The organism is Kitasatospora sp. NPDC004240 (assembly GCF_053603215.1).
On the sequence record NZ_JBSGFD010000050.1, the window covers coordinates 36,813 to 48,719 of the forward strand.

At 71.7% G+C, this 11,907-nt stretch carries 16 protein-coding genes and 1 pseudogene; 11 read left to right on the forward strand and 6 right to left on the reverse strand.

Going from position 1 to position 11,907, the window contains the following annotated elements:
• Positions 1–20: 20 nt before the first annotated feature.
• Positions 21–437 carry an IS200/IS605 family transposase gene (gene tnpA / locus ACWEQL_RS16125; protein ID WP_452150877.1) on the reverse strand — a complete coding sequence of 139 codons (417 nt, stop codon included), beginning with the start codon at positions 435–437 and terminating at the stop codon, positions 21–23.
• Between the two features lie 26 nt (positions 438–463).
• Here tnpA and ACWEQL_RS16130 point away from each other — a divergent pair, with 26 nt between their 5' ends.
• Genes ACWEQL_RS16130 through ACWEQL_RS16150 form a run of 5 tightly spaced genes read left to right on the forward strand, consistent with a single transcriptional unit; the run spans position 464 to position 3,663 of the window.
• Entirely contained in the window at positions 464–1,744 is a 1,281-nt protein-coding gene (locus ACWEQL_RS16130) for an RNA-guided endonuclease InsQ/TnpB family protein (protein ID WP_452150878.1), read from the forward strand.
• A gap of 49 nt (positions 1,745–1,793) precedes the next feature.
• The gene (locus ACWEQL_RS16135) at positions 1,794–2,627 is read left to right on the forward strand and encodes a helix-turn-helix domain-containing protein (protein ID WP_452150879.1); all 834 of its coding nucleotides are present in this window, start codon (positions 1,794–1,796) and stop codon (positions 2,625–2,627) included.
• A complete protein-coding gene (locus ACWEQL_RS16140; protein ID WP_452150880.1) occupies positions 2,614–2,811 on the forward strand; it encodes a DUF397 domain-containing protein in 198 nt (65 codons plus the stop codon). The genes ACWEQL_RS16135 and ACWEQL_RS16140 overlap by 14 nt, the downstream gene beginning before the upstream one ends.
• Positions 2,804–3,001 (forward strand): DUF397 domain-containing protein, encoded by a 198-nt coding sequence (locus ACWEQL_RS16145; RefSeq protein ID WP_452150881.1) that lies wholly within the window; start codon positions 2,804–2,806, stop codon positions 2,999–3,001. Before ACWEQL_RS16140 ends, ACWEQL_RS16145 begins: the two co-directional genes overlap by 8 nt.
• Before the next feature lie 32 nt (positions 3,002–3,033).
• Entirely contained in the window at positions 3,034–3,663 is a 630-nt protein-coding gene (locus ACWEQL_RS16150; RefSeq protein ID WP_452150882.1) for a hypothetical protein, read from the forward strand.
• On the opposite strand, the gene ACWEQL_RS16155 is transcribed toward ACWEQL_RS16150, so the two are convergent.
• Both ACWEQL_RS16155 and ACWEQL_RS16160 read right to left on the reverse strand, forming a co-directional pair.
• Positions 3,660–4,181 (reverse strand): DUF3995 domain-containing protein, encoded by a 522-nt coding sequence (locus tag ACWEQL_RS16155; protein WP_452150883.1) that lies wholly within the window; start codon positions 4,179–4,181, stop codon positions 3,660–3,662. The two genes, ACWEQL_RS16150 and ACWEQL_RS16155, sit on opposite strands and share 4 nt — an antisense overlap.
• 115 nt (positions 4,182–4,296) lie before the next feature.
• Positions 4,297–4,938, reverse strand: coding sequence for a hypothetical protein (locus tag ACWEQL_RS16160; RefSeq protein WP_452150884.1), 642 nt, complete (start codon positions 4,936–4,938; stop codon positions 4,297–4,299).
• Between the two features lie 80 nt (positions 4,939–5,018).
• On the opposite strand from ACWEQL_RS16160, the gene ACWEQL_RS16165 reads away from it, so the two are divergent.
• A complete protein-coding gene (locus tag ACWEQL_RS16165) occupies positions 5,019–5,387 on the forward strand; it encodes a VOC family protein (protein ID WP_452150885.1) in 369 nt (122 codons plus the stop codon).
• Between the two features lie 34 nt (positions 5,388–5,421).
• Here ACWEQL_RS16165 and ACWEQL_RS16170 read toward each other — a convergent pair whose 3' ends face one another.
• From ACWEQL_RS16170 to ACWEQL_RS16180, 3 genes are all read right to left on the reverse strand, one after another.
• A complete protein-coding gene (locus ACWEQL_RS16170) occupies positions 5,422–5,958 on the reverse strand; it encodes a GNAT family N-acetyltransferase (protein WP_452150886.1) in 537 nt (178 codons plus the stop codon).
• A 65-nt stretch (positions 5,959–6,023) separates the two neighbouring features.
• Positions 6,024–6,734, reverse strand: coding sequence for an MOSC domain-containing protein (locus tag ACWEQL_RS16175; RefSeq protein WP_452150887.1), 711 nt, complete (start codon positions 6,732–6,734; stop codon positions 6,024–6,026).
• Between the two features lie 52 nt (positions 6,735–6,786).
• A complete protein-coding gene (locus tag ACWEQL_RS16180; RefSeq protein WP_452150888.1) occupies positions 6,787–7,542 on the reverse strand; it encodes a cyclase family protein in 756 nt (251 codons plus the stop codon).
• A gap of 103 nt (positions 7,543–7,645) precedes the next feature.
• On the opposite strand from ACWEQL_RS16180, the gene ACWEQL_RS16185 reads away from it, so the two are divergent.
• From ACWEQL_RS16185 to ACWEQL_RS16205, 5 genes and pseudogenes are all read left to right on the forward strand, one after another.
• Complete coding sequence (locus ACWEQL_RS16185) at positions 7,646–8,350, forward strand: UbiX family flavin prenyltransferase (protein WP_452150889.1); 705 nt, start codon at positions 7,646–7,648, stop codon at positions 8,348–8,350.
• 129 nt (positions 8,351–8,479) lie between these two features.
• Positions 8,480–8,941 (forward strand): Lrp/AsnC family transcriptional regulator, encoded by a 462-nt coding sequence (locus ACWEQL_RS16190; protein ID WP_452150890.1) that lies wholly within the window; start codon positions 8,480–8,482, stop codon positions 8,939–8,941.
• A gap of 4 nt (positions 8,942–8,945) precedes the next feature.
• On the forward strand, positions 8,946–9,908 hold the full coding sequence (locus ACWEQL_RS16195; RefSeq protein WP_452150891.1) for a threonine ammonia-lyase: 963 nt from the start codon (positions 8,946–8,948) through the stop codon (positions 9,906–9,908).
• 52 nt (positions 9,909–9,960) lie between these two features.
• On the forward strand, positions 9,961–11,124 hold the full coding sequence (gene mqnE, locus ACWEQL_RS16200; protein WP_452150892.1) for an aminofutalosine synthase MqnE: 1,164 nt from the start codon (positions 9,961–9,963) through the stop codon (positions 11,122–11,124).
• A 149-nt stretch (positions 11,125–11,273) separates the two neighbouring features.
• Positions 11,274–11,907, forward strand: a pseudogene (locus ACWEQL_RS16205) (hypothetical protein); the annotation flags it as partial.

Here is an 11,907-nt window from a genome sequence, read left to right on the forward strand (position 1 = left end):
TCCGCAGCGCGGAGCGCGCCCTACGCCGGGCGCTGCTGGTTCTCGATGTACTCGCGGATGACCGCCGGCGGTGCGCCGCCGCAGGATGCGGCGAAGTAGGACGGCGACCAGAGGTGTCCGTGCATGACGGCGCAGTTCATCGCGTACGTGTACTCCTTGCGCAGCAGCCGGGCGGAGACGCTCTTGAGGCTGTTCACCAGGCCGGAGACGGCCACCTTCGGCGGGTACTCCACCAGCAGGTACACGTGATCACGTTCGCCGTTGAACTCCTTCAGGTCCGCCTCGAAGTCGCCGCAGACCTTCCGCATGATCTCTTCGCAGCGGGTCAGCGTGGCGTCGGTGAAGACGCCGCACCGGTATTTCGTCACGAAGACCAAATGAACATGCATCGCCGTAACGACGTGCCTGCCTCGCCTGTAGTCCGTGTTTGTATCCATGGACCAACCGTTACTACGGTTGGTCCATGCAGCTCCGCTACAACTTCCGCGCGTATCCCACGCCGGGTCAGCGACAGTCGCTGGCTCGTGCGTTCGGATGTGCCCGGGTGGTCTTCAACGATGGGTTGCGTGCCCGTCGGGAAGCCCACGCGGCGGGGCTGCCGTACATCAAGGACACCGACCTCCAGAAGCAGGTCATCACCGCCGCCAAGCGCACCGGGGAACGGGCGTGGCTGGGTGAGGTGTCCTCGGTGGTGCTGGTGCAGGCCCTGCGGGACCTGCACATGGCCTACCGGAATTTCTTCTCCTCCGTCACCGGCAAGCGCAAGGGGCCGAAGGTCTCCCCGCCGCGCTTCAGGTCGAAGCGGGACAACAAGCAGTCGATCCGGCTCACCGTCAACGGCTTCGACCTGCGCGACAACGGCAAGCTGTACGTCGCCAAGGTCGGGGACCTGGAGATCCGGTGGTCCCGGCAACTGCCTTCCGCTCCTACCTCGGTGACGGTCACCAAGGACGCCGCCGACCGATACTGGGTGTCGTTCGTGGTGGACACCGATCCCGAGATCCTGCCCGGGCTGGACACCGAGACCGGCATCGACCTCGGACTGTCCCACTTTGCCGTCATGTCCGACGGCCGCAAGGTGGAGTCCCCGAAGTTCCTGCGCCGTGCCGAGAAGAAGCTCAAGCGGATGCAGAAGGCCCTCAGCCGGTGCGCGAAGGGCAGTAACAACCGGGCCAAGGCCCGCAAGAAGGTGGCCCGGCAGCACGCCCGCGTGGCGGACCAGCGCAGGGACTGGCACCACAAGCTGAGCACTTCGATCATTCGCGAGACCCAAGCGGTGTACGTCGAAGACCTCAGCGTGAAGGGGCTTGCCAGGACCCGGCTCGCCAAGTCCGTGCACGACGCCGGATGGTCGCAGTTCGTGATGATGCTGGAGTACAAGGCCGTCAAGCACGGCCGGTACTTCGGCCGGATCGGACGCTTCGAGCCCACCTCACAGGTGTGCTCCGCGTGCGGGATCAAGGACGGACCCAAGCCCCTCAACGTCCGCGCATGGACCTGTGGGGACTGCGGGACCGCCCACGACCGGGACGTGAACGCAGCCCGCAACATCCTGGCCGCCGGACGGGCGGACAGGCTAAACGCCTCGCAGAGCGCAGATAAGACCGGGCCCGTCCCGGCACAGCGCGTTGAAGCAGGAACCCATCGAGACGGTCACCCGACCGTGGCAGGAATCCCGGTCCTTCAGGGCCGGGAGGGCGTCAATCCAACAACGTCACTGTTTGTATCGACCTCATGGCTGTGAGTGTCTAACGTCATACCCGGCAACGGTCTCGTTGAGGGGAGTGGCACTCATGGCCAAGGACTTCGACCCGTCGGACGCGCCGCGCGGGTACTACGGCGCCGAGCTCCGCCGGCTCCGCGAGCTGGCGGGGCTGACCCAGGACGCCTTGGGGAAGCTGGTGTTCTGCTCGGGGGCGTACATCGGGCAGATGGAGGCGGCGGTCCGCCGGCCGCAGGAGGACCTGTCCAGGCACCTCGACAAGGTGCTCCTGACGGACGGGCACTTCCAGCGGATGTACGAGATGGTGCGGAAGTCCTCGCGCTACGCCGACTACTTCGTCCACGTCAACGAACTGCAGTCGACGGCGAAGAGCATCAGCCAGTTCGCTCCGCTGCTGGTGCCCGGCCTGATGCAGACGCCGGACTACGCCCGCGCGCTCTTCGAGGCGGCGGAGCCGCTGCGGAAGGCTGCGGAGAACGAGGAGATGGTGGCCGCTCGGCTCGCCCGGGCCAAGCTGCTCGACCAGCCGAAGGCCCCGTTCTACTGGGCGGTTCTCGATGAGGCCGTTCTGCGTCGGCCTGTGGGCGGACATGCAGTGATGGCAGGCCAGTTGAAGCACCTCGCCGACCTGGTTCGCAGCCGGAGGGTGCTTCTCCAGGTCGTTCCGTACGAGACCGGGGCGCACCCGCTGATGGTGGGCTCGCTGTGCCTGATGACCTTTGAGGAAGCGCCGCCAGTGGCGTATGACGAGGGCCTCTACTCGGGGAACCTCATCGACGATCCGGCGCTGGTCGAGAAGTGTTCGCTGGCCTACGATCTCGTCAGGGCCGCCGCGTTGTCGCCGGAGGCGTCCCTGGCCTTGATCGAATCGACGGCGGAGGACCACGCGAATGCACCGAACTGAGCAGTGGCGCAAGAGCAGTTACAGCAGCGGTAACGAGAGCAACGACTGCATCGAGGTCGACGACGCACGCCCCGGCTCGGTCCGTGACTCCAAGGATCCGCACGGGCCGCGTCTGCGCTTCACCTCCGACGCGTGGCAGTCGTTCGTCACCGCTGTCGCCGACGGTGAGTTCCCCGGTGCCTGAGCAGTGGCGTAAGAGCAGTTACAGCGGCGGTAGCGACAACAACAACTGCATCGAGGTTGACGACGCGCGCCCGGGTTCGGTCCGTGACTCCAAGGATCCGCACGGGCCGCGTCTGCGCTTCACCCCGGAGGCCTGGCAGGCGTTCGTATGTGCCACCGTGCGGGGCGAGTTCGGGGTGCACGGGGCCTGACAGGTGTCGGCCCCGGCGCCTACCGTGGCGGGATGAGTGCTGAAGGCGGGGGAGCCGGGCAGCGGCGGCGGTACGGGCTGCTGGTGGTCGCGTTTCACATCGTCGCGATGGGCCTGTGGGTCCTGGTGCAGTTCGGCTCGGAGGTGCTGGCCGGGGCCGGCTGGGCCGGTGAGCGCGGCACGATGGCGGTTTCGCGCTGCGTGGACTCGTACGTGAGCAACGCCGACCGTGGTGGCGGCGGTACGGTCCACCACTGCTTCGGCACGTTCCGCCCGGACGGCGGTGGCCCGGAGGTCACGGGGGTCGAGCTCAAGGGCGGCCGGGGCGACGAGTACGCCCCGCCGCGGCCGGGGAGCTCCTGCGCCCGCCCGGCGGACGTGCGGCCCGGTTGGTGCGGCCCGGACCGCTCGAACGAGGTGCCGGCCCGCTATCTGCACGACAAGGTGTGGATCTTCGGCAGCGGCCTGATCCTGCCGGGCGGCGCCGCCCTGCTGGGCCTGGCCGTCGTCGGCGGGGGACTGCTGGTCGCCGCCCACGGCTGGTGGCCCGCCGAGGGGCTCCGCCCGCGGCCGGTGCGGTCCGCGCCCAAGGCGCTGGTCGGCCTCACCGTCGTCGGCACCCTGACGCTCTTCCTCGGCATGCTCCCGTCCCTCGACGTCTAGGCGGCGCGCGCACACGCGCACCCGCAGTCGCGGCTCCGCCCGGACCCGCGCAGCCGCTGCCATGCGGCCGCGCCGAGGGTGAGGCCCCAGAGGACGAACAGCCCGTACCAGAAGAGGCCCCAGGCGGCCTGCGGGTGGGCGTCCTTGGCGGCGAAGGCCGGGGCGGAGACCACGCGGTCGGCGGCGAGCAGGTACTGCATCGCGAAGTAGGTGAGGCCCCACAGCGTCATCCCGACCGAGGCGGCCAGCGCCGGAAGGGCGATCAGCCGGTCCGGAAGGCGCCTTCCCCAGGGCCGGACCAGGGCGAGCGAGAGGCCCGCGCCGGCCACCGCCACCGCGCCCATCACCCAGTAGCCGATCGCGGCCTCCCAGGTGCCGTGCGGCGCCGAGGCGAAGTCGCCGGGGAAGGTGGCGCCGACGCCGGCGCCCCACCAGAAGTGCGGCGCCGCGTAGGCCAGGGCGGCGACCGCCGCCACGTGACCGGCCAGTTCGCCGCGTCGTACCAGTGCCCTGTTCATCCTCAACCCCCGAGTGCGGCGCTTCCTTCGATCCTCCTGAAGTCTGGCCGTCGGGGCCGCCCCGGCGAATCCGGCGGCCGCAGGATCCGTCCTCCCCCGGCGGGGGGAGCCCGGGTCAGCCCAGATGGGGTGCGGTGGGGTGGTAGCGACGCTGGCGTTCGACCGGGGTGGTGGCGAAGTCGCCGGTGGCGTTGATGACTTCGCCGACGCCCAGCCGTATGCCGACCGCGCGGCCGAAGCCCTTGAGGACGGCGCCGCGGTGGTCGGGGTCGGGGTAGGTGTGGGGGTGGCCGGCTGCGAGGTCGACCGAGCGGGCCGAGACCGCGCCGAGGATCTGGCTGCCGGCGCCGAGCCGGCTGCCGCCCAGCACCTCGGCGCCGCCCGCGAGGCGGGTGCGGTCCCCGATCTCGACGGCGTCGGTGCCGGCGGCGGTGATCCGGGTGCCGCCGTCGCCGAGTTCGGTGCCCCGGCCGATCGCGATGCTGGCGCCGCAGGTGGCGGTGATCCGGGTGCCGCCGTGCAGGGTGGTGCCGGGGCCGAGCTCGCAGGTGCTGTGCTCGTCGCACTCGACGACCGCGCCGGGGTAGAGCACGGTGCCGGGCTCCAGGCGTACCCGCCGCGAGACGATCACCGAGAACGGGTCGAGCGCGATCACGTCCCGGTCGGCGAGGTCCACCAGCTCGGTGGGCGTCAACAGCCCACGCTCGCGCCGGAGTCGGTCGAGGCGGTTCCACGGCGAGCCAGTTCCCATGATCATCGGTCAATGATCGACACTGGTCGGAGGCGCTGTCCATCCCCCGACCGGCCGCCTCTTGACCGTCCATCCGAGGAGTTCCCGTGATCGGCACGCTGCAGTGCATCGTCCTGGACTGCCACTACCCGGCCGCCCTGGCCCGTTTCTACGCCGCCCTGGTCGGCGGTGAGGTCGACCGTCCCGATCCGCGCTGGTCGCTGGGCCCGAACTGGTCGACCCTGCACACCGACAGCGGCATGGTGCTCTGCTTCCAGCGCGTCGAGGACTTCCACCCGCCGCAGTGGCCCGACCCGGGCCACCCCCAGCAGCTGCACCTGGACGTCGACGTGGCGGACCTGGACGCCGCCGAGGCCCAGGTGGTGGCCCTCGGCGCGGCCCCGCTGAGCGACGCCGGCTCCTGGCGGGTCTACGCCGACCCCGCCGGGCACCCGTTCTGCCTGATCAGGGGCTGAGCCCGCCGGCCCGGGCGCGGCCGGTGGGCGCCGGTCACGCCCGCTGGCCGTGCCACTCCTCGGCGAGCAGGCCGAGCAGCACCTCGTCCGCGAAGGCGCCGTAGGTCCAGGCGGAGCGGCGCAGGGTGCCCTCGTGGGTGAAGCCGGTGGCCTTGGCGGCGGCGATCATCGGGTGGTTGTCGGCGAGCGTCTCGATCTGCAGCCGGTTGAGGCCGCGGACCTCGAAGCCGTACCCGCAGAGCGCGGTGATCGTCTCGCGGGCCAGGCCGCGGCCGCGGAAGGCGGGGCGCAGGGCGATGCCCAGGTGGCCGACCCGGTTGTGGGTGTCGATGCCCCACAGCAGGGCCTCGCCGGCCAGTTCGCCGGTGGCGCGTTCGACGACCGAGAAGAAGGCGGCGTCGGGCGCGTCCGTGGTCGCGTACGGGGAGCGGGCCGGGTCGGGCGGCAGCGGCAGCCAGGGACGGGTGTCGGCGCGCACGCGGGTGGCCACGTCCTCGTAGAGCTCGGCGTGGAGGACGGGGATGTCGCCGTCGTGACGGCCGCGCAGGGTCACTCTCTCGGTGTGCAACATGTGACATGTTATAGATCGCCGAGCCTCGCCCCTCAACGGATTTAACGGACCGGCCGGGTGAGGGTTCAGTGCAGGGTGAGCTCGTCGCCGACGGACAGCCGTCCGGGGGCGGCGACCTCGGCGAGCGCGTCCAGCCGGCCGTCGTGGGCGTGGACGATCACCTTGAGGATCTCGGAGGCGTGCGGCAGGCCGGGCTGCGGGGCGGTGGTCATCACACAGCGCTCGCTGGAGCGGACGAACGCCAGCCGGGTGCCGCAGCCGCCCCGGCCCTCCCGGCCGAACCAGGTGTCCTCGACGAAGGGCGCCGTCCCCGGCGGGGTGCGCAGCAGGATGTTGGGACGGAAGCGGCGGACATCGACCACGGCGGACGGCGCGGCCTCGCGCACCCAGTCCAGGGTGGCGGTGGTGAGCACGCTGACCGGCAGCTGGTCGAAGTGGGAGACGGCGTCCTCGCGGGCCAGCTCGACGTCCTCCCGCTGGAGGTAGGCGCGCAGGAAGGCGGTCGGGTCGGCGACGGTCCGGCCGAGCGGGTCGAGCAGCTCCGGGCTGTCGAGGTGGCGGCCGAGCCGGGAGGAGAGCCGCAGCAGGCCGTCCATCCGGCGGAAGCGGCGGGTGTTCTTGCCCGAGCCGAACTTGCCGGCGCCGTCGCGCACGGCGTAGAGCCGGTCGCCGGCAAGGCCGCGCCCGTCCACCTCGACGGAGTCGAGCCGCTCGCCGCCCGTGGACTTCACGGGGTAGCGCCAGAGCTGCTCGATGACGCCGATGATCTCTGCCATGACCGGACAGCGTACCTGCGCCCGCCGGACTTGGTCTAGACCAAGAGGGGGGTCAGCCCAGCCGTGCGACCGCCCGGACCGGGGCACCGTCCGCCGCGACCAGGCGCAACGGGAACAGCGACACCTCCACCGGCCGGCCGGCCGCCTGGGCCTCCAGCAGCGGCCGCAGGTCGGTCAGGTTCTCCGCGATCACCCCGCCGCCGTCGGCGCCCAGCAGCACCCGGTGGGCGGCCAGACCCGGCTCCCCGGCACCGGGGTGCCGGTCGTGCTCGTCGTGCTCGTCGGTGAGGTCGGCCAGCAGCGCGGCCACCGCCGGATCGCCCGGGCCCGGGTCGGGGGTGGGGTCCACGCTCAGCGCGTCCACGCCGACGGTCCGTACGCCGGCCGCCACGATCGCCTCGGCGGCCGCGGGGGTGAGGCTCGGGTGGGCGAGGTAGGCGTCGGTGCCCCAGTGCCGGGTCCAGCCGGTGGCGATCAGCAGCACCGTGCCCGGTCCGGCGGCGGCCAGGGCGGGGGCGAGCAGCTCGGGCGTCACCGCCGCCCGGGGCTCCAGACCGCGGACGTCGGCGACCACGGCCGGGCCGGTGAAGCGCTCCAGCGGCAGCCCGTCCAGGGTCGGCCAGGTGACGTCCACGTGGTACGGCGCGTCCACGTGGGTGCCGGACTGCGAGCCGAGGTGCAGGGCCAGCACGTTCACCCCGGCGGACGCGGTGGTCAGCGCGGGCTCCAGGACCACCGCGGGATCGCCGGGGTAGACCGGCATCGCGGTGGTCACCTGATGGGTGAGGTCGACGAGGGTCACTGCCATGGCCCCATCCTCGCAGGGGTTGACGACCCGTCGGTCCCACGTGGCCGCGCGGCCCCGGCGGCGGAACCCGGCGGCCGGTCCCGGCGGTGGAAGACTGGGCGCCATGGAGATCGCGCAGCAGCCAGTACGTCAGCCCTGGGTCGTCGGGGTCTCGGGGGCCTCCGGGACCCCGTACGCCGCGTCGGTGATCCGGGGGCTGCTCGCCGCCGGGGAGGCCGTGGACCTGGTGGTCAGCCGGGCGGCGCGGCTGACGATCCTGGACGAGACCGGGATCTCCTTCCGGGACGCCCGCTGGCGCGAGGACCTCGCGCAGTGGCTGGGCACCGGCACCGGCGATGGCACCGACGGCGGCACCGGCTACGGGCTGGACGACGTCCGCTACTGGGCGGCGGGCGACTTCGCGGCGGGCCCGTCCAGCGGCTCCTACCCGGCCAAGGGCATGCTGGTGGTGCCGGCGACCACCGGGGCGGTGGCCGGGATCGCGCTCGGGCTGAGCAAGGACCTGCTCCAGCGGGCCGCCTCGGTCACCCTGAAGGAGCGCCGTCCGCTGGTGGTGTGCGTGCGCGAGACACCACTCAACGGGGTGACGTTGAAGCACCTGGTGGAGCTGGACGCGCAGGGCGCGGTCGTGCTCCCCGCCTCGCCCGGTTTCTACGCCGGCGGCTCCACCGTCCGCGAGCTGGTGGATTTCGTGGCCGGACGGGTCCTGGACGCCGTCGCCGTGCCGCACCGCCTGTACCGGCGCTGGGAGGGCGAGTTGGGCGCGGCGGGCGCCCGAGCGGGAAAGGACGCGGACCGGGCCGGGTGAGGGGGCGTGAGACGGCCCGCTACGGGAGAGTATGTTCTCTGCGATATCCGGGTTGGTCCGCACACGGCGCCTTTGAATCCGGATAATGATCTGTGGGTCTGGCGAGGTTCGGAAGGACGCGGACGGTATATGGACACGGTGGACAGACAGCTCATCCAGGCGCTCCGGGAGAACGGCCGCGCCTCCTACGCCGAGCTGGGCCGGCTGGTCGGCCTGTCCGGCCCGAGCGTCACCGACCGGATCAACCGGCTGGAGCAGGCCGGTGTGATCACCGGCTACCGGGCGACGGTCAACCCGGCCTCGCTCGGCTTCGGCGTGACGGCCCTGATCGGTCTGCTGCTCACCGACGCGGCCGACCACGAGGACGTGGCGTTCCGGCTCAAGGACCTCGGCGAGGTCGAGGACTGCTGGTTCATCGCGGGTGACGACTCGTACATGCTCAAGGTGCGGGTCTCCGACGTGGAGGGCCTGGAGTCGGTGGTCAAGAAGATCTCCGGCACGAAGGGTGTGGCACGTACCCGCACCACCGTCGTACTGTCGACCAAGTGGGAGAGCAGGGTCAGCGAACTCCCCCTGGTCGAAGGAGAGTAACGGGATGGCACTGGTCGGTCTGGAGGAGCTGCGCGCTGCCCGGCAGCGGATCGCGGGCGTGGCGGTGCGCACCCCGCTCGTCCCCGCGCCCTGGGCGGCGGACGGCGAGCGCCGGCTCTGGCTGAAGCCGGAGAACCTCCAGCCGACCGGGGCCTTCAAGACCCGTGGCGCGTACAACCGGCTGGCCGCGCTCACCGAGGCCGAGCGGGCCCGCGGGGTGGTCGCCCAGTCCAGCGGCAACCACGCCCAGGCGGTCGCGTACGCGGCCCAACTGCTCGGCATCAAGGCCGTCATCGTGATGCCCGACACCTCGCCGCAGGTGAAGGTCGACAACACCCGGGCGTTCGGCGCCGAGGTGCTCATGGTCGGCCCGGACGAGCGGGACACCGTGCCGGGCGAGCTGGCCGAGAAGCACGGATACGTCTGGGTGCCCCCGTACGACGACCCGTTCATCATCGCGGGCCAGGGCACGGTCGGCCTGGAGATCGCCGAGGACGCCCCCGCCGAGCTGGACACCGTCCTGGTGCCGGTCAGCGGCGGCGGCCTCATCTCCGGCACCGCGGCCGCGCTCAAGCTCACCCGCCCCGGCGTACGGGTGGTCGGCGTCGAGCCCGAGCTGGCCGCCGACGCCCAGGCCAGCCTGCGGGCCGGCGAGCGGCTCTCCTGGCCGGTCGCCGACACCTACCGGACCATCGCGGACGGGCTGCGCACCCCCTCCGTCGGCGTGGTGCCCTTCGAGCACCTGACCGCGTACGTGGACGACATCGTCACCGTGACCGAGGACGAGATCCGCGCCACCGTCGCCCTGCTGGCCCGCCGCGGCCGGCTGGTCGCCGAGCCCTCCGGCGCGGTCGCCCCGGCCGCCTACTTCCACCGGGCCGACACGATCGGCGGTACCGCGGTCGCAGCCGTGGTGAGCGGCGGCAACATCGAACCGGCACTGCTCGCGGAGCTGCTGTCGGCATAGGCGTAGTCTCGGATCCGGCATTGATTCGAAGTCGGAGGAGGCGGGGCACCGCATGGACGCAGGGCTCAAGCGCGAGCTGGAGGCGAAGGTCTACGCGGGTGAGCGGCTGACCCGTGAGGACGGGATCGCGCTCTACGAGAGCGACGACCTGGCCTGGCTGGGCGGGCTCGCCCACCACGTGCGGACGCGGAAGAACGGCGACGTCGTCCACTTCAACGTCAACCGCCACCTCAACATGACCAACGTGTGCAGCGCCTCCTGCGCGTACTGCTCGTTCCAGCGCAAGCCGGGCGAGAAGGACGCGTACACCATGCGCATCGAGGAGGCGGTCCGCCTCGCCAAGGCGATGGAGGTGGACTCCCTCACCGAGCTGCACATCGTCAACGGCCTGCACCCGACCCTGCCGTGGCGCTACTACCCGCGCTCGCTGCGGGAGCTGAAGGCGGCGCTGCCGAACGTCTCGCTGAAGGCCTTCACCGCCACCGAGATCCACTGGTTCGAGAAGATCAGCGGCCTGTCCGCCGACGAGATCCTCGACGAGCTGATCGACGCCGGCCTGGAGTCGCTGACCGGCGGCGGCGCCGAGATCTTCGACTGGGAGGTCCGTCAGCACATCGTCGACCACGACACCCACTGGGAGGACTGGTCGCGCATCCACCGCCTGGCGCACGGCAAGGGCCTCAAGACGCCGTCGACCATGCTCTACGGCCACATCGAGGAGCCCCGTCACCGGGTCGACCACGTGCTGCGGCTGCGCGAGCTCCAGGACGAGACCGGCGGCTTCCAGGTCTTCATCCCGCTGCGCTACCAGCACGACTTCCACGACTCCAAGGACGGCGTCGTGCGGAACAAGCTGATGGCCCGTACCGAGATGGCCACCGGCGCCGAGGCGCTGAAGACCTTCGCGGTCTCCCGGCTGCTCTTCGACAACGTCCCGCACGTCAAGGTCTTCTGGGTGATGCACGGCGTCACCACCGCCCAGCTGGCGCTCAGCCACGGCGCGGACGACATGGACGGCTCGGTGGTCGAGTACAAGATCACCCACGACGCGGACAACTTCGGCACGCCGAACAAGCTCGGCCGCGACGACCTGCTCGGCCTGATCCGGGACGCCGGGTTCCGCCCGGTGGAGCGCAACACCCGCTACGAGGTCATCCGCGAGTACGACGGCCCGGACCTGACGCGCCGTGAGACCCCGCAGGCCATGCGCCTCTGAAACGCCCCTGACCTGGGCTTTCTCCCGCCCGCCGCTCCCGCGCCCGCGCCGTTCCCGGCCCGTCCGCGCGGGCGGCGGGCGGTTTCTTCACCGGGCCCCCACAGGGGCCGGGTTTCCCAACGGGTTTGTTATTTGGCAGGATCGGCGCCATGTCCGGTTCCCATCGCGCCACCGCGTACCCCTCGTACGAGCCGATGTACGAGGCTCAGACCGAGGCGGGGTACGGGGTGCCGCAGCAGTCGTACGGGGTCTACGAGCAGCCGGCGCACCCGGCGTACGAGGAGCCGGGCCACTACGGCCGGCACGCCGAGGACGGCCACACCGACGGCTACGGCGTCGCGTACGACACGGGCTCCTTCCCCACCGGCGCCTACGGGACGGGCGGCTACGACACCGGGAGCTTCCCGACGGTCGGCCACGGGAACGGCGGCCACGGGACCGGCCCCTACGACACGGGCTCCTACGACACGGGCTCCTACGACACGGGTGCCTTCGAGACCGGCGCGTACGACACCGGCTCGTTCGGGACCGGCGCGTACGACACGGGCTCCTTCCAGACCGGCGCCTACGACACCGGCGCGTACGACTCCTCCTCCTACGACGACGGGGTCTACGGACACCGGGGCGAGGGCCACGCGCCCGCCGGGTACGAGGACCTCCCGGGCGACGAGGACGTCTACGACCGTCCGTTCCAGCCGGTGACGGCCCCCGCCGTGGTGCCCGAGCCGGTCGTGCTCGCCGCCTCCGCCGTCCCCGCCGCCGCGGCCGAGGGCCGGGCCGCCG